General features: G+C 65.7%; 20 protein-coding genes and 1 tRNA gene. 13 read left to right on the forward strand and 8 right to left on the reverse strand.

From position 1 onward, the window contains the following. The first annotated feature begins 11 nt into the window (after positions 1-11). Complete coding sequence (locus tag EC839_RS03085; RefSeq protein ID WP_132832155.1) at positions 12-380, forward strand: response regulator; 369 nt, start codon at positions 12-14, stop codon at positions 378-380. Between the two features lie 79 nt (positions 381-459). Here EC839_RS03085 and EC839_RS03090 read toward each other — a convergent pair whose 3' ends face one another. Then, a complete protein-coding gene (locus tag EC839_RS03090) occupies positions 460-711 on the reverse strand; it encodes a CsbD family protein (RefSeq protein WP_007158981.1) in 252 nt (83 codons plus the stop codon). A gap of 136 nt (positions 712-847) precedes the next feature. Here EC839_RS03090 and EC839_RS03095 point away from each other — a divergent pair, with 136 nt between their 5' ends. The 3 genes from EC839_RS03095 (at position 848) to cadR (ending at position 3,264) form a co-directional block, all read left to right on the forward strand. Then, entirely contained in the window at positions 848-2,251 is a 1,404-nt protein-coding gene (locus EC839_RS03095) for a hypothetical protein (protein WP_132832156.1), read from the forward strand. A 169-nt stretch (positions 2,252-2,420) separates the two neighbouring features. Beyond that, positions 2,421-2,600: a hypothetical protein gene (locus EC839_RS03100; RefSeq protein ID WP_007158979.1), complete on the forward strand. Its 180-nt coding sequence runs from the start codon at positions 2,421-2,423 to the stop codon at positions 2,598-2,600. 193 nt (positions 2,601-2,793) lie between these two features. Further along, positions 2,794-3,264 carry a Cd(II)/Pb(II)-responsive transcriptional regulator gene (cadR, locus tag EC839_RS03105; RefSeq protein WP_132832191.1) on the forward strand — a complete coding sequence of 157 codons (471 nt, stop codon included), beginning with the start codon at positions 2,794-2,796 and terminating at the stop codon, positions 3,262-3,264. A 7-nt stretch (positions 3,265-3,271) separates the two neighbouring features. Here the strand turns inward: cadR and rimO are convergent, their stop codons facing one another. Then, positions 3,272-4,597 (reverse strand): 30S ribosomal protein S12 methylthiotransferase RimO, encoded by a 1,326-nt coding sequence (rimO, locus tag EC839_RS03110; protein WP_132832192.1) that lies wholly within the window; start codon positions 4,595-4,597, stop codon positions 3,272-3,274. Between the two features lie 306 nt (positions 4,598-4,903). Between rimO and EC839_RS03115 the strand changes: the two genes are divergently transcribed. Beyond that, on the forward strand, positions 4,904-6,745 hold the full coding sequence (locus EC839_RS03115; RefSeq protein WP_007158976.1) for a potassium transporter Kup: 1,842 nt from the start codon (positions 4,904-4,906) through the stop codon (positions 6,743-6,745). A gap of 46 nt (positions 6,746-6,791) precedes the next feature. Here EC839_RS03115 and EC839_RS03120 read toward each other — a convergent pair whose 3' ends face one another. The 5 genes from EC839_RS03120 to EC839_RS24105 form a co-directional block, all read right to left on the reverse strand. Then, entirely contained in the window at positions 6,792-7,097 is a 306-nt protein-coding gene (locus tag EC839_RS03120) for a hypothetical protein (protein ID WP_027599859.1), read from the reverse strand. A 284-nt stretch (positions 7,098-7,381) separates the two neighbouring features. After that, a complete protein-coding gene (locus EC839_RS03125) occupies positions 7,382-8,656 on the reverse strand; it encodes a virulence factor family protein (protein WP_132832157.1) in 1,275 nt (424 codons plus the stop codon). A 7-nt stretch (positions 8,657-8,663) separates the two neighbouring features. Beyond that, a complete protein-coding gene (mprF, locus tag EC839_RS03130) occupies positions 8,664-11,321 on the reverse strand; it encodes a bifunctional lysylphosphatidylglycerol flippase/synthetase MprF (RefSeq protein ID WP_256680909.1) in 2,658 nt (885 codons plus the stop codon). A 190-nt stretch (positions 11,322-11,511) separates the two neighbouring features. Continuing rightward, positions 11,512-11,588 (reverse strand) — tRNA-Met (locus EC839_RS03135). Between the two features lie 89 nt (positions 11,589-11,677). Further along, positions 11,678-11,824 carry a hypothetical protein gene (locus tag EC839_RS24105; protein ID WP_165904647.1) on the reverse strand — a complete coding sequence of 49 codons (147 nt, stop codon included), beginning with the start codon at positions 11,822-11,824 and terminating at the stop codon, positions 11,678-11,680. A gap of 172 nt (positions 11,825-11,996) precedes the next feature. On the opposite strand from EC839_RS24105, the gene EC839_RS03140 reads away from it, so the two are divergent. The 3 genes from EC839_RS03140 to dinB all read left to right on the forward strand — a co-directional run bounded on the left by EC839_RS03140 (position 11,997) and on the right by dinB (position 13,771). Continuing rightward, positions 11,997-12,323, forward strand: a complete 327-nt coding sequence (locus EC839_RS03140) for a hypothetical protein (protein ID WP_132832158.1) — start codon at positions 11,997-11,999, stop codon at positions 12,321-12,323. Positions 12,324-12,346: 23 nt separating this feature from the next. Continuing rightward, complete coding sequence (locus tag EC839_RS03145) at positions 12,347-12,580, forward strand: hypothetical protein (protein WP_007158971.1); 234 nt, start codon at positions 12,347-12,349, stop codon at positions 12,578-12,580. A 93-nt stretch (positions 12,581-12,673) separates the two neighbouring features. After that, entirely contained in the window at positions 12,674-13,771 is a 1,098-nt protein-coding gene (dinB, locus tag EC839_RS03150) for a DNA polymerase IV (RefSeq protein ID WP_132832159.1), read from the forward strand. Between the two features lie 4 nt (positions 13,772-13,775). Here the strand turns inward: dinB and EC839_RS03155 are convergent, their stop codons facing one another. After that, positions 13,776-16,544 carry a response regulator gene (locus EC839_RS03155; protein ID WP_132832160.1) on the reverse strand — a complete coding sequence of 923 codons (2,769 nt, stop codon included), beginning with the start codon at positions 16,542-16,544 and terminating at the stop codon, positions 13,776-13,778. A 212-nt stretch (positions 16,545-16,756) separates the two neighbouring features. Between EC839_RS03155 and EC839_RS03160 the strand changes: the two genes are divergently transcribed. The 5 genes from EC839_RS03160 to mazG all read left to right on the forward strand — a co-directional run bounded on the left by EC839_RS03160 (position 16,757) and on the right by mazG (position 23,201). Further along, positions 16,757-17,653 carry an alpha/beta hydrolase gene (locus tag EC839_RS03160; RefSeq protein WP_177416658.1) on the forward strand — a complete coding sequence of 299 codons (897 nt, stop codon included), beginning with the start codon at positions 16,757-16,759 and terminating at the stop codon, positions 17,651-17,653. An 80-nt stretch (positions 17,654-17,733) separates the two neighbouring features. Continuing rightward, the gene (cysM, locus tag EC839_RS03165) at positions 17,734-18,633 is read left to right on the forward strand and encodes a cysteine synthase CysM (protein ID WP_132832161.1); all 900 of its coding nucleotides are present in this window, start codon (positions 17,734-17,736) and stop codon (positions 18,631-18,633) included. After that, positions 18,620-19,984 (forward strand): 23S rRNA (uracil(1939)-C(5))-methyltransferase RlmD, encoded by a 1,365-nt coding sequence (gene rlmD, locus EC839_RS03170; RefSeq protein WP_132832162.1) that lies wholly within the window; start codon positions 18,620-18,622, stop codon positions 19,982-19,984. The genes cysM and rlmD overlap by 14 nt, the downstream gene beginning before the upstream one ends. A 61-nt stretch (positions 19,985-20,045) precedes the next feature. After that, positions 20,046-22,286: a GTP diphosphokinase gene (relA, locus tag EC839_RS03175; RefSeq protein ID WP_132832163.1), complete on the forward strand. Its 2,241-nt coding sequence runs from the start codon at positions 20,046-20,048 to the stop codon at positions 22,284-22,286. A 69-nt stretch (positions 22,287-22,355) separates the two neighbouring features. Further along, positions 22,356-23,201: a nucleoside triphosphate pyrophosphohydrolase gene (gene mazG, locus EC839_RS03180; RefSeq protein WP_132832164.1), complete on the forward strand. Its 846-nt coding sequence runs from the start codon at positions 22,356-22,358 to the stop codon at positions 23,199-23,201. Positions 23,202-23,438 lie beyond the last annotated feature (237 nt).

Here is a 23,438-nt window from a genome sequence, read left to right on the forward strand (position 1 = left end):
AGAATCTCCAGATGACGACGATACTGGTAGTCGATGACGAATTCCTGATAGCGGACATCCTGGCCTTCGCCCTCGAAGACGAAGGCTACATGGTGGTCAAGGCGAGCAATGGTCGCCGCGCGCTTGATGTCTTCGATCGCGAACTACCGTCCCTGGTCATCACCGATTTCATGATGCCGGTGATGAACGGCCGTGAACTGGCGGAGGCCCTGTGCGAACGCCAGGGCCTGCAGCATCTGCCCATCCTGCTCATGAGCGGCGCCCAGGCGCACCTGGCTCAGGAGAGTTCGGAGCTGTTCGATGCGGTGTTCCAGAAGCCGTTCAACATCAGCGACATCGTGGATGCGGTGCACAAGCACCTGGTGACCCTGGAACAATAATGAGCCCATAGCAAAAAGGCCTGTCTAGACAGGCCTTTTTGCTATGGGGCTGGCGCCGTGGCCAGCCCCGCGTCTCCGATCAGGAGCGCGAAAGCAGTACGCCCAGCACAAAGCCGACACCGCCGGCGATGGCCAGGGCAGTGAAGGGCTTGTCGGCGGTCACGTTGCGCGCGCAGTCGATGGCCTGGCCATACTGCTCCTGCAGTTTGCCTTCCAGCTGACGGGCCTTGCCCTGGGCTTGCCAGTCGGCATTGCCGGTCGCCGCGCCAAAGCTATCCTGGACCTTGCCGGTAGCGTCCTTGGCATTGCCTATGATCTGATCGGTATTCATAAATGCACCTCGTGTGGGGAAACGGGGGAGGTCATGCCAAGCGGCATGCTTCCCTTATTGATCCGCGCCAGACGCATTTCGTTCAGGTCAATTTGTTGTTCGCGACGTGTATCGCGGTTCCCTGCCGAGAGGATCCATGATCTCCAGCCGTTTTTCCGCCCTTTGCCTGCTGTCGCTCCTGGCAGGCTGCAGCACCCAGCAGCCGCCGGGCGAAGCCCCGACCGGGGCCGACGATCTCTTCGCCCGCCCTATCATGGCCGAGAGCGTTCTGCGCGAGGGTTCGCGTCTGCAGCTGGCGCTCGCCCTGGCCGATGGCGGCTCCGCCCTGGTTTCCCTGGATTGCGCGGCTGACCAGGCCGAACTGCTCTACCTGGACGGCGCTCAGCGGGTCTATCCGGGGCGAGTGAATGCCTATGCCGCGCCCTTGCCCCTGAGTGCTGCCAAGGTCACGGCGCTCAAGCAGCGGCCCGATGTGGCGGCGCTCTGCGCCCGGCCCGCCAACGCCGACTGGCGCGCCCTCGCCAGGGGCCCCGGCGGCGACACCCTGGTGATTGATCGCAACAGCCTGGTGGATGACAACGGCGTGCGCCGTTTCTGGGCGGGTCAGCAACTGCCCGTCGCCCTGCAGACGCCACGCTACGGCGCTCCGGTGCGCCAGTGGCGCGAATCCCTGGCGGCCGACTGCACGGCGCGCCGTTATCTGCTGCTGGCGCGCTACGGCCTAGACGACGCCGGGCGGGTGACCGACAGCCAGCCGAGCGCCCAGGGCCAGGAAGCCTTCACGGCGGCGCCGCCCGAGCGGCGTACCCTGCTGGAAGCCGCCTGTGATCGGCGAGACGCCTTGTTGGCTACGCCGCGCATGGAAGAGGTCAGGGCCGCCGCCACACCGCCGGCTGCTCCGCCGCCTCCCGGCGAACTACCCGCCGCCCAGGCGCAGCCCCTGCAGGCGCTCAAGGGGTTGGCGCTGCCCGCGCCGCGGGTGGCCGTGCAGCGCTTCGTGGAGGAGGGCGAGAGCCGCTACGAAGGCCAGACCCATGCCTATCGCGAAGAGGTGCAGGTCAGCGCTGGCGCCCAGCCCGGACTGATGCGCTTCAGTGCCCAGGGCAAGGCGGCCCGGGTCGATTCGCTCACCTGGCGCGGGCTGATCGACCTGGTACGCCGCACCCGTATCGACAACGGCAATCTGCCGGTGGAAGAAGTCGCCAGCCTGGACCAGCTGACATTCAGCGGCGACTGGCGCGCCCTTGCCGTTGGCAGCCAGGTCGGTTACCAGGCGCGGCAGACCCTGACCGGCAATCTCAAGGGCGCCGAGCAGCGCGAGATCAGGCTGTCCTGCAAGGTGCTGGGCGAAGGTGAGGCACGCAAGGTACTGGCTAGCCTCAGCGGGCGGGCCAAGACCCTGGAGTGCCGCCATGGCGAGGCGAGCCACGGCCCCCTGAGTCGCTGGACCTACCTGGAGGACTACGGCTTCTTCCATCTGACCAGCGTTGGAGCCGGTCGCGCCATGGGCCTGGAAAAGCACCTGAGCGACCTGCGATAGCCGGCCCAGAGCCCCTGGTCAGGCTGGGGGCTGCTGCCTGGGGACTGGAAGTTCCCAGGTGATATTTTCCTCAGAGGTAAATATCACTCTCTAAAAGGACTCTTTTTGGCGAATTAGTACTAGGAGTACGCTGTGTCTATCGAAACAGCACAACCAAGAGGTATTCGCTATGAAAGTCCTGGGTGTCCAAGCCATCGTCGCCGTCCTGTTCATGGGTCTGCTGTCGGGCACGGCGTCCGCCGCCAGCCGCGATATGTCGAGCAAGTCGATTCGCGCCAACGCTCAAGCCCAATTCCAGTCGGAGCATCCCAACCGGGTCTCCGCGCTCTACCAGAACAACGCCAACTAATCTGGCGGCTGTCTCGACGCCCCGGCGACCCACTCATCGCCGGGGCGTCGTCCTGTCTGGTCCCTCGTCAGCCAGACTACCCGCGTCTTTCCCCTCCAGTGACATCGCTCCGTCAACCCTTGACCGTCTTCCGTCCTTGCTCCGATAGCTCCGGCGCGGCAGGCTGTGCACCTCAGCTCAATGAGACAGGATGATGAAGATCGGCGAATTGGCCAGGCGCACCGATTGCGCCGTCGAGACCATCAGGTACTACGAGCGTGAAGGGCTGCTGAGTCCGGCGGCGCGCAGCAGCGGCAACTACCGCAGCTATGACGAAAGCCAGGTCGAGCGCCTCGTCTTCGTCCGCCATTGCCGGTCGCTGGACATGACGCTGGAAGAGATTCGCGCCCTGCTGGCCCTGCGCGATACCCGCGAACCTGGCTGCGCCCAGGTGGATGCCCTGATCGGCGCCCATCTGCATCATGTCGAGGTGCGCATCCGCGAGTTGAATCAGCTGCGTGAACAGCTGGTGACGCTGAGGCGCCACTGCCAGGGAGAGGGCGAAGGGGACCGTTGCGGCATCCTGCGCGAACTCGGTCAGCCGGCGGCGCCATCGGCGACCACCGCCAGCTGCAGTGCAGCCGGGCACGCTCATGTGCCCGGCACCCACCGGCTGCATGACTAGCTAGGAGTCAGAGCGCCTCTGCCCAGAGGTCGTACTCGTCGGCGTCGGTGACCCGCACCCAGACCTTGTCACCCGGCTTCAGCGGATTGGCGCTGTCGACATAGACGTTGCCGTCGATTTCCGGGGCATCGGCATAGGAACGGCCGATGGCGCCCTGGTCGTCCACCTCGTCGATCAGCACCTCGATCTCGCGACCGATCTTGAGCTGCAGGCGCGCGGCGGAAATGGCCTGCTGATGCGCCATGAAGCGCTCCCAGCGCTCCTGCTTGACCTCGTCCGCAACCGGGTCCAGGCCCAGCTCGTTGGCGGGTGCGCCCTCGACCGGCGAATACTGGAAGCAGCCGACGCGATCCAGCTGGGCCTCGGTGAGCCAGTCCAGCAGGTACTGGAAGTCTTCCTCGGTCTCGCCGGGGAAGCCGACGATGAAGGTGGAGCGGATGGTCAGCTCCGGGCAGATCTCGCGCCAGCGCTTGATGCGCGCCAGGGTCTTGTCCTCGAACGCCGGGCGCTTCATGGACTTGAGTACCTTGGGGCTGGCGTGCTGGAAGGGGATGTCCAGGTAGGGCAGCAGCTTGCCGGCGGCCATCAGCGGAATGACGTCGTCGACATTGGGGTAGGGGTAGACATAGTGCAGGCGCACCCAGACGCCCATGCCCGACAGCGCCTCACACAGTTCCAGCATGCGCGTCTTGACCGGCTGGCCGTTCCAGAAGTCCAGCTTGTACTTGAGGTCGACGCCGTAGGCGCTGGTGTCCTGGGAGATCACCAGCAGCTCCTTGACGCCGGCCTTGACCAGGCGCTCGGCCTCGGACAGCACGTCGCCCACCGGGCGGCTGACCAGCTTGCCGCGCATGGAGGGAATGATGCAGAAGCTGCAGCTGTGGTTGCAGCCTTCGGAAATCTTCAGGTAGGCGTAGTGGCGCGGGGTCAGCTTGATGCCCTGGGGCGGCACCAGGTCGATCAGCGGATTGTGCTCCAGCTGCGGCGGCACCACCTCGTGCACGGCGCTGACCACCTGCTCGTACTGCTGCGGACCAGTCACCGCCAGCACGCTGGGATGCACGCCGCGGATGTTGCCCTCGTCCACGCCCATGCACCCGGTGACGATCACCTTGCCGTTCTCGGCGATGGCCTCGCCAATGGCGTCCAGGGACTCGGCCTTGGCGCTGTCGATGAAGCCGCAGGTGTTGACCACCACCACGTCGGCGTCTTCATAGGTCGGCACGATCTCGTAGCCTTCCATGCGCAGTTGGGTGAGGATGCGTTCGGAGTCGACGGTGGCCTTGGGACAGCCGAGGCTGACGAAACCGACCTTGGGGGCGGACGTTTGGATGGACATGGGCTAACCTCAGCGGGCGCTCAGGAGGCGCCTTGATCAAAAAACGCGCGATTCTAGCCATCTCTGCCGCTGCTTGGAAGGGGCAGGCAGGTCCTGGCGACCGCGCAGAGCTTTTTGCCGACCAAGGAGTCTATGGTGCTGGAGGCGCTGCGCTGAGAGGTTGCGCGCGCCACGCTACCGGCCTTTTCAGCTTGATCCTGACGCCGCTTCGGCGCAGGATGCGCCGATTTTAGACTCTAGGAGCCCTGCATGAGCCGTCCGGAACACGAGCACGGTGGTAAAGCCCCTTCGGCCTTGGGAATGATCGTGCTCGCCACCGGTGTGGTATATGGCGACATCGGCACCAGTCCTCTCTATACCCTCAAGGAAGTCTTTTCGCCGCACTACGGCTTGCCGCTGAATCACGACAGTGTGCTCGGCATCCTGTCGCTGATCTTCTGGTCGCTCATCTGGGTCGTCACCCTCAAGTACATCACCTTCGTCATGCGCGCCGACAACCAGGGCGAGGGCGGCATCATGGCGCTCACCGCCCTGGCCCGGCGTGCCGCCCAGGGCTCGCCGCGCCTGGCCACCACCCTGGTGCTGCTGGGGCTGTTCGGCGCTGCGCTTTTCTACGGCGACAGCATGATCACCCCGGCGGTCTCGGTGCTGTCGGCGGTGGAGGGCCTGGAGCTGGCCTTCGACGGCCTGGAGGCCTGGGTGGTGCCCATCGCCCTGGTGATCCTGGTTGGCATCTTCGCCATCCAAAAGCGCGGTACCGCCACCATCGGCAAGTTCTTCGGGCCGGTGATGGTGCTCTGGTTCACCACCCTGGGCGCCCTGGGTGTCTATGGCATCGTCCAGCAGCCCGAGGTGCTCAAGGCCTTCAATCCCTACTGGGCGGTGCAATTCTTCGCCGATAACCCGGTGAAGGGCTTCATCGTGCTGGGCGCGGCGGTGCTGGCGCTGACCGGCGCCGAGGCGCTCTACGCCGACATGGGTCACTTCGGCCGCAAGCCCATCGCCCGGGCCTGGCTGCTGCTGGTGCTGCCGGGGCTGGTGCTCAACTACTTCGGTCAGGGCGCGCTGTTGCTCGCCGATCCCGCGGCGGTGCGCAATCCCTTCTATCTGCTGGCGCCGGAATGGCTGCTGCTGCCGATGATCGGCCTGGCCACCCTGGCCACCGTCATCGCCTCCCAGGCGGTGATCACCGGCGCCTTCTCCATGACCCGCCAGGCCATCCAGCTGGGCTACATCCCGCGCATGCAGATCCAGCACACCTCCAGCCAGGAGCAGGGGCAGATCTACATTCCGCTGATGAACTGGGCGCTGATGCTGGGGGTGATCTTCCTGATCCTGACCTTCCAGTCCTCGGCCAACCTGGCCGAAGCCTACGGCGTGGCGGTGACCGGCACCATGCTGATCACCAGTTGCCTGGTGTCGGCGGTGATCCTGCTGCTGTGGAAATGGCCGCGCTGGATCATGGTGCCGCTGCTGATCGGCTTCCTGCTGGTGGACGTGCTGTACTTCTCCGCCAATGCGCCGAAGATCTTTTCCGGCGGCTCCTTCCCGGTGATCGCCGGTATCGTCATCTTCATCCTGCTGACCACCTGGAAGCGGGGCCGGCAACTGGTGGTGGAGCGCCTGGACGACGGCGCGCTGCCGCTGCCGATCTTCATCAGCAGCATCCGCGCCCAACCGCCGTTCCGCGCCAAGGGCACCGCGGTGTTCCTGACCGCCCGTACCGACGTGGTCCCCCACGCCATGCTGCACAACCTGCTGCACAATCAGGTGCTGCACGAGCAGGTGGTGCTGCTCACGGTGCGCTACGAGGATCGCCCGCGGGTATCGCGCGGCGAGCGCATGGAGGTCGAGGACTTCGGTGATGGCTTCTATCGCGTGGTGCTGCACTACGGCTTCATGGACGAACCGGACATTCCCCTGGCGCTCAGCCATTGCCCCTATCCGGGACTGGACTTCACGCCGATGCGTACCACCTACTTCCTCAGCCGGGAGACGGTGATCGCCTCCAAGCGCCTGGGCATGGCGCCCTGGCGCGAGAACCTCTTCGTCTTCCTGATGAAGAACGCCAACGGCAACCTGAGATTCTTCAAGCTGCCGGTGAATCGGGTGATCGAACTGGGTACCCAGGTCGAGATCTAGCCGAGCGCGAAAAGCACAAAGGCCCCAGCAGGGGCCTTTTCTTTGCCTAGTTGAACACTGGCGGGGGGAGGGCGTCGGGATCGGTGATGAAGGGCATCTGCCAGCTGTCGAGGGTCTGGCCGCGGCTCTCCAGCTCGCTGCGTACCGTGCCGATGTAGCCGGCCAGGCGCAGAGGATCGGCGTAGTCCGCTTCGCCGAGCTGTTCTTCGGTGTAGAGCGTCTTGCCCTGGGCATCCACCACGCCCAGTGCCAGATCATGGCCATCCGCACCGGACGACACCACGCAGCCAAGGGGTTGGAAGGCATCCACCAGGATCTTGCTGGCGGCATCGGCGGAAAGCGGTGTGCTCATGTCGGGGGTCTCCGTGGCTGTTGCAGCCATAGACCGCGGGAGACCGGCTCCTTGTTCCGGCCGTTCGTCCGGGCCCCAAGCCAGTCCAAAGTCTGCTGCGCGTCGGCTAAGCGGCGTTGAAGATGGCCTGGAAGGCCAGCCCCGTCGGAATGCTCATTTACCAATCGTAAGCTCGAGCTCGAGTCCGATCCGTTTCCTCAGCTATCTTCGCGGGGCCGCCTAGGCCTTGCTTAGCTCTAGCTCGCTAGACTTTGAACAGGCTTCAAACCCGGTCTATCTGGTGGCTATTGCGGCGTACGGGCCTCGATGGCCTTGACCATGAAGTCGGCCAGCTTGTCGTAGTTCTCGTCGAAGTGGTGACCGCCCGGGCGGCCCAGCTTCTCGCCCGGCTGGCCCGGCTGGGTGCAACCGCTGTCGTCCTTCTCTTCCTCGCCATAGACGCAGAACAGCTTGGCGGCGGGGATCTTGCTGGTTTCCGGCAGGGTGTCGGCTTCGTCACCCGGCTTGCCCAGCCAGCCTTCCACGGCGATCTCGAAGTTGCTCTTGCGGCTGAAGGCCAGCAGCAGTAGCGAGGTCACCTGGTCCTGATCCGCCTTCGGCAGGCGGTTGTAGACCGCCGGCAGGATGTCGGCGCCAAAGGAGTAACCGGCCAGCACGAAGTGCTTGGCGTTCCACTTCTCGCGGTATTCCTGCATCAGGTTGGCCAGGTCGGCGGCCACCTGTTCCGGACTCTTGTGCTGCCAGAAGTAGCGCAGCGCATCCACACCCACCACCGGATAGCCCGCTTCGTTCATGGCCTGGGCGGAGAGCCGGTCGATGTCGCGCCAGCCGCCGTCACCGGAGTAGAAGATGGTCACCACGTCGGGATGGCCGGGTTTGACGTCAGGATCGGCCGGCATCTCGATGGTCGGGATGTCGTTGTGCTGACCGAGCAGGCGGTTCTTCAGTTGGGTGCGCAGCACCACCGGCAGGGCGGTGCCGTAGTCGGCGATGGTCAGGTCGGCATTGCTCTGCTGACGCACGAAGATCGCCGAATCGTCGGTCGGATGATCGTTCCAGGCGATGTGCCACTGGCCGGCCGCCGCCTTGGCGGGCAGGGCGTCCGGGCAATCCAGGGTTTCCAGGTTGAAGCCGACGCTCAGGGCGGCGGCCTTGGCGTTGTCCTGAGTGGCCAGCCAGCGCCAGGCGCGGGCAGCGCCCGGGCCGATGCCGCCGACAAAGGTCGGCGCGCCGCTCAGCTGCTTGGCGGCGGCGGCGAAGTCGTCGCTCTGCGCCTGGCAGTTGTTGGAGACCTTGACCTCGTATTGGACGATCTCGGCGCCGGTGTTGGTCGCCAGTCCCAACAGGTCGGCGTCCGCCAGCTGCAGGTCCGACGGCGTGGCCAGCACCACGCGAGCGTGCGGCTCGCCCTTGGGCGCGGCCATGGTCAGCAGGCGGCCGTCCGGCTGCGCCATGACCTTGACCTGGGGCGCCGAGGGCCAGCGATGGAGCCACCACCAGCCGAGGCCCCCCGCGATCAGCAGGATGACGAGCAGTACTGCGAGTGCACGTTTCAGCATAGGAGTCTCAACGTTTGACCAGGCCGGTATAACCCCCGGCGATTAGGGCGGCGGTATCGGCGAAGGCGACCAGGGGATCCAGGCCGGCGGGGACCGCCATGTAGCGTGGTTCCCATTCCGGATCGAACTTGTCCTTGAAGCGGCGCAACCCCTGGAAGTTATAGAACTGTTCGCCGCGCCTGAACACCATGGCGCCCAGGCGCTGGGTGATGGGGGCGCCGCGGCGGGGATGCAGGCCGGCCAGCGGGACCATGCCCAGCGAGAAGCGCGCGAAGCCGGCGGCCTTGAAGTGCAGGATCAGCCCGAGCATGAGGAATTCCATGGTCTGCTTGGGCGCATCCGCGGTGACCCGCATCAGGTCGATGCTGGCCAGATCCGGGCGTTCGGTCTCCAGGAGGTTGGCGAAGGCCACCGCCTTGCCCTGGAAGCGCACCACGGCAATGCGGAAGTGCCTGAGATAGGTCGGATCGAAGCGACCCAGGGAAAAGCCCTTCTCGCGCACCTGCTTGCTCTCCAGCCAGACGTCGGAGATGGCCTTGAGCTCGTCCAGGGGCGCCTCGCCCGGGGCGTGGAATTCGATGGCCAGGCCATCGCGCTGACCACGATTCCAGGTGTATCTGAGGTCCTTCTTGCCCTTGCTGTCGAGATCGAAGGCATGCAGGTCGACCCGCGCCTCTTCGCCGAGCTTGAGCGCGGTGAGACCGATGTCCATGTAGAAGGGCAGGTTCTCCGCCCGTACCTGGTAGAACACCGGGCGTGCATGGTGCAGGTCGCAGAGGTCGCGGAATTTCCAGATCAGCTCGGCGCGCGGCTGGGAGCGGCCGATGGGATCGAAGAGGGCGATCAGGCTGCGGCCGCGGCGTCCGTACATCAGGAAGGCATCGTCGCTTTCGTGGAAGAGCAGGGCCTTGTCGCCGGTCATCACCAGGCCGCCATCCGGCTGGCTGGATTTGCGCACGATGCCGAAGGCGCGCTCGAGCTCGGCGCCGGTGGGCGCTTCGATGGGCGGCGGGGCGGCGCGCAGCAGCCAGCCCAGGGCGATGATCAGCAGCAGGACGGAGCTGCCCAGGGCGGCACGCAGGCCGCGCGGGGCATCGGCATCCAGCGCGAATTGCCACCAGAGGCGGGTGTCGTAGGGCACGTCCTGATAGGCGAACAGCAGCAACCACACCGAGGCCGCGACCACGCAGATGCTGGCGGTCACGTACAGCGGCGAGAAGGGCTGTTCCATCAGCCGGCTGCGGCGATAGAAGGATTTACGGAAGATGGCGAGCAGCGCGGCCGTCATCGCCAGAATGGAGGCTTCCTCCCAGTCGAAACCTTTCAACAGGGACAGCAGGCAGCCCAGCAGCAGCAAGACCAAGGTCACCGCCCAAGCCGCGGAGAGGCGCCGGCGCAATCCCTGCGCCAGCAATAGACAGACGACGCCGATCAGGCTCGCGCCCAGGTGGGAGGCATCGATCAGCCGCTGGGGGAGCAGGAAGTCCATGCCCTCCAGGCGGGTGTCTATTTCAGGGGTGACCCCAGAAAAAAGCAGCACCACCCCAGAAAAAAAAACCAGGATGGCGAGGATGGGTGCGGCGAGGCCGGAGGCGACCCGTACCGCCGGACTGTTCGACAGCAGGCGCCGACCTTCGCTGAACAGCAGCACCAGGCAGGCGATCACGAACGGCAGCAGCACATAGAAGAGGCGGTAGACCACCAGGGCCGCGGCCAGCTGCGCGGCGCCCAGTTCGTTGGCGAAGGCGGCCAGCAGTACCGCTTCGAACACGCCGACACCGCCCGGAACATGACTGAGCACCCCGGCGGCCAGGGCCAGCAGGTACACCAGCAGGAAGGCACCGAAGGGCGGCGCCGTGGGCAGCAGCAGATAGAGCACCATCGAGGCGGCGGTCACGTCGAGGATGGTGATCACCAGCTGCAGCATGGACAGCCGCAGGGTCGGCAGGCGCAGGACCCGCTTGCCGATGCGGAAGTGCAGGGCATGGGTGCAGGGCTGCTCGGGCGCGCGCCAGCGGCGCAGCGCCAGGATGCCCACGGCATAGCCGATCAGGATCAGCGCGGACACGGTGATGATCACCGCTTCCGGCACGCGCAGGGCCTGGGTGGAGGCCGGCAGGTTGGTCAGGGCGGCGATGGCGGCCAGCGGTGGCAGGGCGGTGCCCAGCGCCAGACTGGAAAACACCGTCATCTGCGCCACTTCCAGGGCGCTGAGGCCCTGGCGGGCATAGAGGCGGTAGCGCACCGAGCCGCCGGACAGCATGGACAGGCCGACGGCATTGCCGATGGCGAAGGCGGTGAGACCGCCCATGGTCCAGGCACGCGCCGGCAGCTTGACGTCGGCGAAGCGCATGGCCGACCACTCGTAACCGAGCAGGATGGTGAAACCGGCGGCCGCGGCGACCAGGGCGCCGATCAGCGAGGAATGAGGGATATCGTGAAGGGCATCGTGAAGGGCTTCGCCATCGATGCTGCTGAGCAGGTGCCAGCAGACCACCAGGGCGGCTGCGAACAGGACCAGGGTGACGCCCAGTTCGATGGGTTGCCGATAGGCCGTCAACCGCTCCAGAAGGCGCCAGGGTAGCGCCTGAGGGGGCGCTACGGGGTGGTCCGCAGGGGATGCCGGCTTCGAGGAGACCTCTTTGGCTGGATCAGGTGCAGTCATGCAAACTCCTCTAAACAGGAACGCGCGTCAGATTACTGGTCGCGCGCGGTTTGCCAAGCCTTGTACAGATAAAAAAGCTCTATACCAACCTTTGTAGCTCTTGTAGCTACAGAGTTCGCACCGCTTGGATCTGACCCGGGTCAAATTCAGCGCAAAAAAAAACCACTCAAAAGAGTGGTTTTTTCGAATTTGGTTGCGGGAGCTGGATTTGAACCAACGACCTTCGGGTTATGAGCCCGACGAGCTACCAGACTGCTCCATCCCGCGTCCGATGGGGCTCAGTATAGGGCCAAGAAAAAATTCGTCAAGAAAAATTTAATAGCGATCAAAGGCTTATTTACCAGGCAGGGGTGGACCTACTTGTCGCCGTCGCTTTTCTGCATCTGCACGGATGCCTTTTCACCGCTCGAGCGATTCTGCTGATCCGACTGGTCGCGATCGAAGCAGCCACCCAGCATGAGGCTGAGGAGCAGGGCGGAGGACAGGAGTAGAGGGCGTTTCATGAGGATTCTCCTAGAGGTACGTCCTCAGTCGACCTGTCTTGGCGGCAAAGAGTCCGGAAACCCGATGAGAGTGCCTCTTCGATCAAGTGAGAAGGTGATAGCAAAACGCCGCCAAGCGGCTAAGGCGGGTGGTGGCCATATGCTATCCTCGATGGGTGTTATGGAGAACCTCATGCACCCTTCCCAGGATTCGAGTTGTCTGGATCAGCGCATCATGCGCGTGATGGATCACGATATAGCGACACTGGTCGCCCAGTTGTGCAATCTTTCCCTGGCGCTGACCGGCAGCAGTGCCAAAGGCGCGTCGGAGATGGCACTTCAGGTCGTGGAGAAAGTCGAATTGCTCGTCGACGACATGCAGACGCTCCGCGCCGCTGCGCAGGAATTGCTGGACACCCCGTCCCGCCATGTTCGCTCCGGCCATACAGAAGATCGGACCGTCATCGCCGGCGACGAGAGTGCACCTTTCGACGATGGGCAGCGCGACCGGACAGTTTGACCAGGAAAGTCCAAGGGGCCGCCATGAATCTCCTGCTGGAAACCTTGCTCCACCATCTCCAGGGCCTGGGTCGCATCGAGTTCTTCGAGCGCAGCGAGCATTTCGCACGGTTGATGATCACCACACCCGACGGCGTGATCGCCGAACGCCACCTCTATTACGATCAGCTGCACCATGCCCATGATCTCAAGGCGGTGGTCGATGAGCTGCGCGAAGAGGTCGTGCATCGGCAACGCCTGCTGCAAGACGTCGGTTGACGGGTGATTCGTCGTTCGCCATGGACAAATCCGGGCGGTCTTGGCTTACTGTACGGATAATCAGCCGTCATGCCCGGCCCGGCATCTCCTCCCATGGCTCCGGACAATTCTCCCGCCCAGCTCCCACCCAAGCGCCAGCGCAAGATCATCCATGTCGACTGTGACTGCTTCTATGCGTCCATCGAGATGCGTGACGATCCGCGCCTGGGCGGCAAGCCGCTGGCGGTAGGCGGGACCCCCGATCGCCGCGGGGTGGTCGCTACCTGCAACTACGAAGCCCGGGCCTTCGGGGTGCGCTCCGCCATGTCCTCCCATCAGGCGCAGAAACTCTGTCCCGACCTGGTGTTCGTCAAGCCGCGCTTCGAGGTCTACAAGGAGGTGTCGCGGCAGATCCACGGGATCTTCCAGGACTACACCGAGCTAATCGAGCCGCTGTCCCTCGACGAAGCCTACCTGGATGTCACCCAGTGCGAGCTGTTCAATGGCAGCGCTACCCTGATCGCCCGCGATATCCGCAGGCGGGTGTGGCAGGAGCTCAACATCACGGTGTCCGCCGGGGTCGCGCCCAACAAGTTTCTTGCCAAGATCGCCAGCGACTGGAAAAAGCCCAACGGGCTGTTCGTCATCGCTCCTCACGAGGTGGCTGACTTCGTCGCCGCGCTACCGGTGGCCAAGCTGCACGGCGTCGGCAAGGTCACCGCCGACAAGCTCAAGCGTCGCGGCATCGTTCTCTGCAGCGATCTGCAGACCTGGTCGCGCTTCGATCTGCTGCGCGAATTCGGCAGCTTCGGCGAGCGCCTCTGGTCGCTGGCCCATGGCATCGACGAGCGCCAGATCAAGGTGGACAGCCAGCGGCAGTCGGCCAGCGTGGAACGTACCTATGACCGCGACCTGCCCGATGCCGCCGCCTGTGCGCAGGAATTGCCCGACTTGCTGGCCAAGCTCGAAGAACGGCTGACACGCCTGGCGGACCGCTATCGCCCGGAGCGGCCCTTCATCAAGGTCAAGTTCCACGACTTCACCCAGACCACCCTGGAGCAGCAGGGCGCCGGTCGCGATCTCGACAGTTATCGGCGCCTGCTGGAGCAGGCCTACCGGCGGGGCAATCGACCGGTCCGGCTGCTGGGCGTGGGCGTGCGCCTGACCGATCTGCGCGAGGCGGCGCTGCAGCTGAGGCTGTTCGAGGACTAGCCCGCTACAGCGGGCTCTTGGCCTGGGTCGACAGGTTGACGATGGCCGCGTCCAGTTCTTCCAGCGCCGGGCTGGAGGTGGGAGCGCCCTGCTTGAGCAGGGTTTCGCTGTGCTGGCAGGCCGCGCGCAGCTGGGGTACGCCGCAATAGCGGGTGGCGCCATGCAGGCGGTGGACGCGCTCGATGAGGGCGATCCGATCGCCGTCTTCGCGGGCCTGGCGGATGGCCTGGCGGTCCGCGGCCAGGGAGGCGAGCAGCATGCTCAGGAGATCCTTGGCCAGATCCGGCTTGTTGGCGGCCAGCCGCAGGCCTTCGTCGGCATCCATCACCGGCAGGGTGGAGATGTCCTGGCCGCCGCTGTTGAGGCTGGTGACCTCGGGCGCCGAGCTGTGCAGCAGGCGCAGGCCGGTCCACTTGAGGATGACCTGGGCCAGTTGCCGATCGCTGATGGGCTTGGTGAGGTAGTCGTCCATGCCGCTCTGCAGCAGGGCGCGTTTCTCGTTGGCCATGGCGTGGGCGGTGAGGGCGACGATGGGCACCGGGGTGCCGCCCTCGCTGGCTTCCCAGTCGCGGATCGCCTCGGTGGCCTGGCGTCCGTCCATGCCGGGCATCTGCACGTCCATGAACACCAGGTCGAAGCGCTCCTGCTGCACGGCTTCCACCGCGGCATAGCCGCTTTCCACCGCCGTGACCTGGGCGCCCAGGTCGGTCAGCAGGGTCTCCACCAGCAGCAGGTTGGCCGGATTGTCGTCCACGCAGAGCAGTCGCGGCGGGCGGTCGGTGATGCCCAGGCCACCGCTCTCGTTGCGCTGCGGCCGCTGGTTGAGCAATTCCGCCACCGCCTGCTCCAGCTTGCGACTGCAGGCCGGCTTGGAGTGCAGCTGGCAATGGACATCGGGCAGCGAGGCATGGAAGACCGCCTGGTCGGTGGTCGGGCAATAGACCAGGGTGTTGCAGTCCTGGCGGCCCAGTTCCCAGATGCGCTCGGTGAGCAGATCCGGCGGGATGCTGCGGGCGCTGACGCCGAGTACCGCCAGACTGACCGGCAACTTGCCGGAGGCCGGATGGGCGACGGCTTCGCTGAGCTGCTCGAGGGTCTCGAACGGCTCCACGCTCAGGCCGCATTCTTCCAGCTGGTGCTGCAGCGCCTGGCGGGTGAGGGGGTGGGGCTCCACCAGGCCGACGCGGCGACCGGCCAGGGCGATGCGCTTGTGGCTCTCGACGCTGCCGTGGGCCTTGGGCAGGTTGAGGGTGATCCAGAATTCCGAGCCCTCGCCGGGAATGCTCTCCAGGCCGATCTCGCCGCCCATCTGCTCGATCAGGCGCTTGGAGATGACCAGGCCGAGCCCGGTGCCGCCGGCCTGGCGGGTCAGGGAATTGTCGGCCTGGGAGAAGGCCTGGAACAGCATCTGCCGGTCTTCGTCGGTGAGGCCGACGCCGGTGTCCTGGACGCTGATGCGCAGCTGGGCGTGGTCGTCGGTCTCTTCCTCGACCATGGCGCGCACGGGGATGGTGCCGGAGTGGGTAAACTTGATGGCGTTGCTCACCAGGTTGGTGAGCACCTGGCGCAGGCGCTGCGGATCGCCGACCAGGTGGGTCGGGGTGTCGCGATAGACGAGGCAGACCAGTTCCAGGTGCTTTTCGTGGGCCGAGGGCGCCAGGATGGTCAGGGTGTCCTGGATCATGTCGCGCAGGTTGAACGGCAGGTTCTCCAGCACCAGCTTGCCGGCTTCGATCTTCGAGAAGTCGAGGATCTCGTTGATGATGCTCAGCAGGCTCTCGGCGGAATTCTGGATGGTGCTCAGGTAATCCTGCTGGCGCGGGGTCAGTTCGCTCTTCTGCATCAGGTTGGTGAAGCCGATGATGCCGTTGAGTGGGGTGCGGATCTCGTGGCTCATGTTGGCCAGGAATTCCGACTTGATCCGGCTGGCCTCCAGCGCGGCCTTGCGCGCCAGATCCAGTTCGATGTTCTGGATCTCGATGGTTTCCAGATTCTGGCGCACGTCCTCGGTGGCCTGGTCGATGTTGTTCTGCATCTCGAACTGGGCCTTTTCCATGGCCTCGGCCATGCGATTGATGCCGGTGGCCAGTTCGTCGAACTCGGGACTGCCGAGCTGGGTCGGCAGGCGGGTCTCCAGGCGACCTTCCTGCAACTGGCTGACCCCCTGGGCGATCACCTGCAGCGGCCGATTGATGCGCCGACCCATGCGCACCGCGATGAAGGCGGTGAAGGCCAGGCCGAGCAGGATCAGCAGGAGGCCGGCCACCAGGTTGCGATAGCCGCGCAGCAGGGTGGCGTGATGGGAGAGTTCGAGCTGGATCCAGCCCAGGGTCTGGGGGGTGGCCGGGCTGCCGTCGCTGCGGGTCAGGCGCAGGTCATGGGTCTGCACCGGCAGGTTGAAGTGGGTGATGTCCAGACCGGATCTCATGCTGATGGTCTGATAGTCGCGCCCGGTGAGCTCCACCGTCATCGAGGGACCGGCGTGGGCAAGGACGTTGCCTTCGGCGTCAAGGAAGGTGATGGACCGGACATCGGCCTGGTCGAGGGCACGCTGGGCGATACGGTTGAGCTGGTCGTTGTCGCCGGTGCGCATGGCTGGGGCGATGAGCGGCGCCATCTGCTGGGCCACCAGCTGGCCATGCTCGATGAGCTGGCTGCGCATGTCGGACAGCTGCACCCAGCTGAAGTAGACCCCCAGCAGAGCCGCCATGCAGCAGGTCGGGAGGACGCTCAACAGCAGGATGCGCCCCTTGAGTCCCAATTCGTCCAGCACTGCATGTCCCCCGAGGAAATTTGGCGAGTCTAACCCCTTTACCAAATGTAAAGAGAGTCTTTGCGAAAGGGGTCGCACCCCCTGGCGCTCTGATTCGAGAAAATCCGCGAAGGCTGCCACGGTCCCTGGCCGCGGTGCACAACCATTGATCCCATCGGCGGTCTGGTAGGGACTGCCGGTCGTTCCGGTGCGGTTGCGTTCGAGGAGATCCTTTGAAGAAGAGTTGCAGTCTGATGCTGGCGGGCGCCCTGTTGCTGGGGACCGGCTGGCTGGCGCCGACCCAGGCCCACGCCCAGGAACCGAAGAAGACCACCCTGGTGGAGCGGGGGTCGATGTACTATAGCTTCGAGACGCACCTGCTCGACTCGGCGGACGGCAAGCGCCGCTATCGGGTCTACATCGGCATTCCCAAGCAACCGGCGCCGATGATGGGCTATCCCGCGCTCTTCCTGCTCGACGGCGATGCCGCCCTGGCGCAACTCCAGGATGTCTGGCTGTCGCCCCATAAACTGAAGAGTCCCCCGGTGCTGGTAGCCATCGGCTATGCCGATGCCGCGGACGCCATGCAGGAACGCACCTACGACTACACGCCGGCGGTGGGCAATGGCCGCACGCGCGACGACGTGCGCAAGGACTGGCCGGCAGGGGGCTCGCGGGCCTTTCTCGACCTGATCGAGCAGCGTATCAAGCCGTTGCTGACCCAGAGCGTGCCGGTGGATCCCAATCGCCAGACCCTCTGGGGCCATGGCTACGGCGGCCTCTTCGTGCTCGACACCCTCTATCGGCAGCCGCAGGCGTTCCAGCGCTATGTGGCGAGCGATGTCGCCTATGGCTGGCAGCAGGGCTTCATTCTCAAGCGGGCGCAGGAATTCCAGGGCGTGGGTGGGGCCCGGCCGGTACGGCTCTGGCTGTATTCCGGTACCGAGGACCTGACCCGCAAGGTGGCGCCCGATGCCGCCAAGCGACTGGCCGAACGGCTGGCCGGACTGCCGGGGATGCAGGTGACGCCCGAGATACGGCCCAACCTGGGACCGGAGGGCGTGCTGTCATTGAGCCTGCCCGCGGCCCTGGAAGTGGCCAGCGACGGGGCTGCCGCGCGGCGACCCTAGGCAACTGCCGGACGGGTAGGGTCGGCGGGGCTTTGGGAGTATCATGGAAGGCTTTCACCCCTGGCGGAACGAGCTGATTCATGAGTCTGCACTATCCCACCATCGCCGATTGCATCGGTAACACACCGCTGGTGCGCCTGCAGCGCCTGGCCACCGACACCGGCAGTACCGTGCTGCTCAAGCTGGAAGGCAACAATCCGGCGGGCTCGGTCAAGGATCGCCCGGCGCTGTCGATGATCCGCCAGGCCGAGGCCCGTGGCGACATCCAGCCCGGGGATACCCTGATCGAGGCCACCTCCGGCAATACCGGGATCGCCCTGGCCATGGCGGCCGCCATCATGGGCTACCGCATGATCCTGATCATGCCCGACAACTCCAGTGCCGAACGCAAGGCGGCCATGACCGCCTATGGCGCCGAGCTGATCCTGGTGAGCAGGGAAGACGGCATGGAAGGGGCGCGGGATCTGGCCACCCGCATGCAGGCCGAAGGCCGCGGCAAGGTGCTCGACCAGTTCGGCAATGGCGACAATCCGGTGGCCCACTACCTGGGTACCGGTCCGGAAATCTGGCGCCAGACCCACGGCAGCATCACCCATTTCGTCAGCTCCATGGGCACCACCGGCACCATCATGGGCACCTCGCGCTACCTCAAGGAGCAGAATCCCGAGGTGCAGATCGTCGGTCTGCAGCCGGAAGAGGGCGCCGCCATCCCCGGCATCCGCCGCTGGCCGGAGGCCTATCTGCCCAAGATCTACGAGGCCAGCCGCGTGGACCGCATCATCGACATGGGCCAGCAGGAAGCCGAGGACACCATGCGCCGCCTGGCGCGGGAAGAAGGCATCTTCTGCGGCGTGTCGTCCGGCGGGTCGGTAGCGGGCGCCCTGCGCATCGCCCGGGAAGTGGACAATGCGGTGATCGTCGCGATCATCTGTGACCGAGGCGATCGCTACCTGTCGACCGGCGTCTATGACGCGCGCTAAGCGAGGCGGTGGCGGACTGCGCTTCCAGCCGGCCGGGGGCGCCCGGGCGCCAGCGGTACCGACCGGCAAACGGCAGTTGCTGGGCATCGAACGGCTGTCCCATGACGGTCGCGGCATCGCTCACGAAGGCGGGCGGACCTGGTTCGTCGCCGGCGCCCTGCCGGGCGAGCGGGTCGAGGCGCGGGTGCTCGGCGCCCGCAGCCAGGTGGTCGAGGCCCGTACCCTCAGGGTGCTGGAGGCCAGTCCGCTGCGCCGCACGCCGCCCTGTAGCGTGGCCGACCGCTGCGGCGGTTGCACCCTGCAGCACCTGCCCCATGCCGATCAGCTCACCCTCAAACAGGAAGCCCTGGCCGAGCAGTTCCGCCGTCTGGCCGGGGTGCAGCCGCTGGCCTGGGCCGCGCCCATGGTCGGGCCCGAATTCGGCTATCGCCGCCGCGCCCGCATCGCGGTGCGCTGGGACGAACGCCAGGACCGTCTGGAAGTGGGCTTTCGCGCCGAGGCCAGCCAGGACATCGTTACCCCCGACGACTGCCTGGTGCTGGTGCCGGAACTGCAGCCCCTGCTGCGGGCGTTGCCCGACCTGCTGAGCGGGCTGGAGCGACCCCAGGCGATCGGTCATGTCGAACTCTTCCAAGGGACGGCGACCGCCTTGCTGGTGCGTCATACCCAGGCGCTGCTGCCGGGCGACCAGGCGCGCCTGCGCGATTTCTGCGCGGCGGCCGGCGTCCAGCTCTGGTGGCAGGGCAAGGGCGAGCCGCAACCCGATCGGGCCGACGCCAGGCTGGGCTACCGGCTGGCGCCCTGGGACCTGACGCTGGCCTATCAGCCGGGCGACTTCGTCCAGGTCAATGCCGCCATCAACGAAGCCATGGTCGCCCAGGCGCTGGACTGGCTGGCGCCCAGGGCCGACGACCGGGTCCTCGATCTCTTCTCCGGCCTCGGCAACTTCGCCTTGCCGCTGGCGCGGCAGGCAGCGGCCGTCACCGGGATCGAAGGGGTCGCGGCGATGACATCCCGGGCAATACAAAATGCGCGTGACAACGGCATCGGCAACGCGCACTTTCTACAGGTGGACCTGTCGAACCCGCTACCCGCCGATCTGGGCAGCCACTCGCTGGCGCTGCTGGATCCGCCGCGCGACGGTGCGCTGGAGGTGGTCCGCCAGCTCAAGGGCCTGGGTATCGGGCGGCTGGTCTATGTCTCCTGCAATCCGGCCACCCTGGCACGGGACGCGGGAGAGCTGGTCCGACAGGGCTATCGCATGACAAGAGCGGGCATTCTCGACATGTTCCCGCAGACCGCCCATGTGGAAGCCATGGTGTTGTTCGAAGCGGGCGGGATGCCCGGGTAACGACGGCTCGCCAACCGATGCGAGCCAATCCGGCGAAGGCACCGCCGTGAGGAAGGGGTAGATGGTACAGGTCAGAGCGCATCAGCCAGTCAACGTCGATGGCAGCATCAACCTTCACGCCTGGCTGGATCACATCCAGAGCGTGGATCCGAATCTCGATCGCGAGACCTTGCTGGATGCCTGCGGCTTCGCCCGCACGGCGGAGGAGAATTCCGGCCAGGTCGAGCACACCTGGGCGGAGGGCACCTCCAGTTTCCACACCGGCCTGGAGATGGCCGAGATCCTGGCCGATCTAAAGCTGGATCAGGACAGCCTGATCGCGGCGATCGTCTACCGGGCGGTGCGCGAGGGCAAGGCGACCCTGGAGTCGGCCGCGGAGCATTTCGGGCCGGTGGTGGCCAAGCTGATCGAAGGCGTGCTGCGCATGGCGGCGATCAGCGAGAGCCTCAATCCGCGCAAGTCCATGGTGCTGGGCAGCCAGACCCAGGTCGACAACCTGCGTCGCATGCTGGTGGCCATGGTCGACGACGTGCGCGTGGCCCTGATCAAGCTGGCCGAGCGCACCTGCGCCATCCGTGCGGTCAAGAACGCCACCGAAGAGCGCCGCAACCGGGTGGCTCGCGAGGTGGCCGACATCTATGCGCCCCTGGCGCACCGCCTGGGCATCGGTCATATCAAGTGGGAGCTGGAGGACCTGTCCTTCCGTTACCTGGAGCCCCAGCAGTACAAGCAGATCGCGACCCTGCTGCACGAGCGGCGGCTGGATCGCGAGCAGTACATCGCCGATGTCATGCAGCAGCTGCGTGACGAACTCACCGCCACCGGCATCAAGTCCGACATCAGCGGCCGGGCCAAGCACATCTATTCCATCTGGCGGAAGATGCAGCGCAAGGGCCTGGAATTCAGCCAGATCTACGACGTGCGCGCGGTGCGGGTGCTGGTGCCGGAGGTGCGTGACTGCTACACCGCGCTGGGTATCGTGCATACCCTGTGGCGGCACATTCCCCGCGAGTTCGACGACTATATCGCCAATCCCAAGGAGAACGGCTACCGTTCCCTGCACACTGCGGTGATCGGTCCGGAAGGCAAGGTGCTGGAGGTGCAGATCCGCACCCACGCCATGCACGAAGAGGCCGAACTGGGGGTCTGCGCCCACTGGCGCTACAAGGGGACCGACGTCAAGTCGGCCTCCAACCACTACGAAGAGAAGATCTCCTGGCTGCGCCAGGTGCTGGAATGGCACGAGGAGCTGGGCGACATCGGCGGCCTGGCCGATCAGCTGCGCGTCGACATCGAGCCGGACCGGGTCTATGTCTTCACCCCCGACGGCCACGCCATCGACCTGCCCAAGGGCGCGACGCCGCTGGACTTCGCCTACCGGGTGCACACCGAGATCGGCCACAATTGCCGCGGCGCCAAGATCAACGGCCGCATCGTGCCGCTGAACTACCAGCTGCAGACCGGCGAGCAGGTGGAAATCATCACCGGCAAGCAGGGCTCGCCCAGCCGCGACTGGCTCAACCCCAACCTCGGCTACGTCAACACCTCGCGGGCCCGGGCCAAGATCGTCCACTGGTTCAAGTTCCAGGCGCGCGACCAGAACGTCGCCGCCGGCAAGGCCATGGTCGAGCGCGAGTTGTCGCGCCTGGCGCTGCCGCCGGTGGACTTCAACACCCTGGCCGAGAAGGTCAACTACAAGGGTGCCGAGGACATGCTCGCGGCCCTGGGCGCCGGTGATCTGCGCCTGGCCCATGTGATGCACGCCGCCCAGCAGCTGGTGGAGCCGGACAAGGGCGTCGATACCCTCGATCTCCTGCCGCGCAAGCCGACCAACAAGCCGGGCAAGCGTGGCGATGTGCAGATCCAGGGGGTGGGCAACCTGCTCACCCAGATCGCCGGGTGCTGCCAGCCGGTGCCGGGCGATGCCATCGTCGGCTACATCACCCTGGGGCGCGGCGTGACCATCCACCGGCAGGATTGCGCCAACGCCCTGCAGCTGGCCAGTCGCGAACCGGAACGGACCATCCAGGTGAATTGGGGCCCGGTGCCGGTGCAGACCTATCCGGTCGATATCGTCATCAAGGCCTTCGATCGCTCCGGTCTCTTGCGTGATGTCTCGCAGATCCTGCTCAACGAGCGGATCAACGTGCTGGCGGTGAACACCCGCTCGAATCGCGAGGAAAACACCGCCAACATGCTGCTGACCATCGAGATCCCCGGTCTGGACGCCCTGGGCCGCCTGCTCGGGCGTATCTCCCAGTTGCCCAACATCATCGAAGCCCGGCGTAATCGCGCCGCCTGAGCGGTATAACGATGCCCCCACGAGGCGCCTCCTGGCGCCTCGTTCTTTTTCCAGTGACAGGATTCACCCATGTACAAGCTCGACGACCTGCTGCACCTCATGGCCCGGTTGCGCGATCCCCGGCACGGCTGCCCCTGGGACCTGCGCCAGGACTACGCCAGCATCGTGCCCCATACCCTGGAAGAGGCCTACGAGGTCGCCGATGCCATCGCCCGGCGGGATTTCCCGCAGCTGCGCGACGAACTCGGCGATCTGCTGTTCCAGGTCGTCTACTACAGCCAGCTGGGGCGCGAGGATGGCCATTTCGACTTTGCCCAGGTGGTGGATGGCATCACCCGCAAGCTGGTACGGCGCCATCCCCATGTCTTTCCCGATGGCGACCTGCATGGCCCGCTGGACCTGCCGCGGCTGGACGAGGCGACCATCAAGCAGCGCTGGGAAGCGATCAAGGCCGAGGAGCGCGCGGAAAAGGCCGTGGCGCCCGAGCAGTTGTCGCTGCTGGACGACGTGCCGGCCGCGCTGCCGGCCCTGAGTCGCGCGGCCAAGCTGCAGAAGCGTGCGGCCAATGTCGGCTTCGACTGGGCCGATGCCACCCCGGTGGTGGCCAAGATCCAGGAGGAACTGGACGAGGTGCGCGAGGCCATGGCCAACGGTCAGGCGGCCCAGGTGGCGGAAGAGGTCGGGGATCTGCTGTTCGTCATGGTCAACCTGGCGAGGCACCTGCAGGTCGACGCCGAGGATGCCCTGCGCCAGGCCAACGCCAAGTTCGAACGGCGCTTTCGGTTCATCGAGGAGGCGCTGAAAGCCCAGGACCGCACGCCCCAGGAGGCCAGTCTGGAGGAGATGGACGCCCTGTGGGACGCTGCCAAGGTCGCCGAGAAGGGCGCCGTCGGGCATTCGTTGCAGGGGCGCTGAAACCGCAGGTAGGTTGGCGCTGAGCATAGCGAAGCCCAACGCACTCGGAGTCCGGACGGGCTTCGCCGGGCCGCCGGTGCCTGGCTGTTGGGCTTCGCTGCGCTCAACCGCAACCTACGGCATCCGCTCCCGCCCCGACGACTGTAGTGGTCAACCCATCCCGGACAGTGGGTTAAGTTTTTCTTCGGCCACCGCAGGCGGTAGCCCATCGTTGAATTGATGCGGCCTGATCCAGTT

It is taken from the genome of Pseudomonas sp. JUb52 (assembly GCF_004341115.1).
Taxonomy (GTDB): Bacteria; Pseudomonadota; Gammaproteobacteria; order Pseudomonadales; family Pseudomonadaceae; genus Chryseomonas; species Chryseomonas oryzihabitans.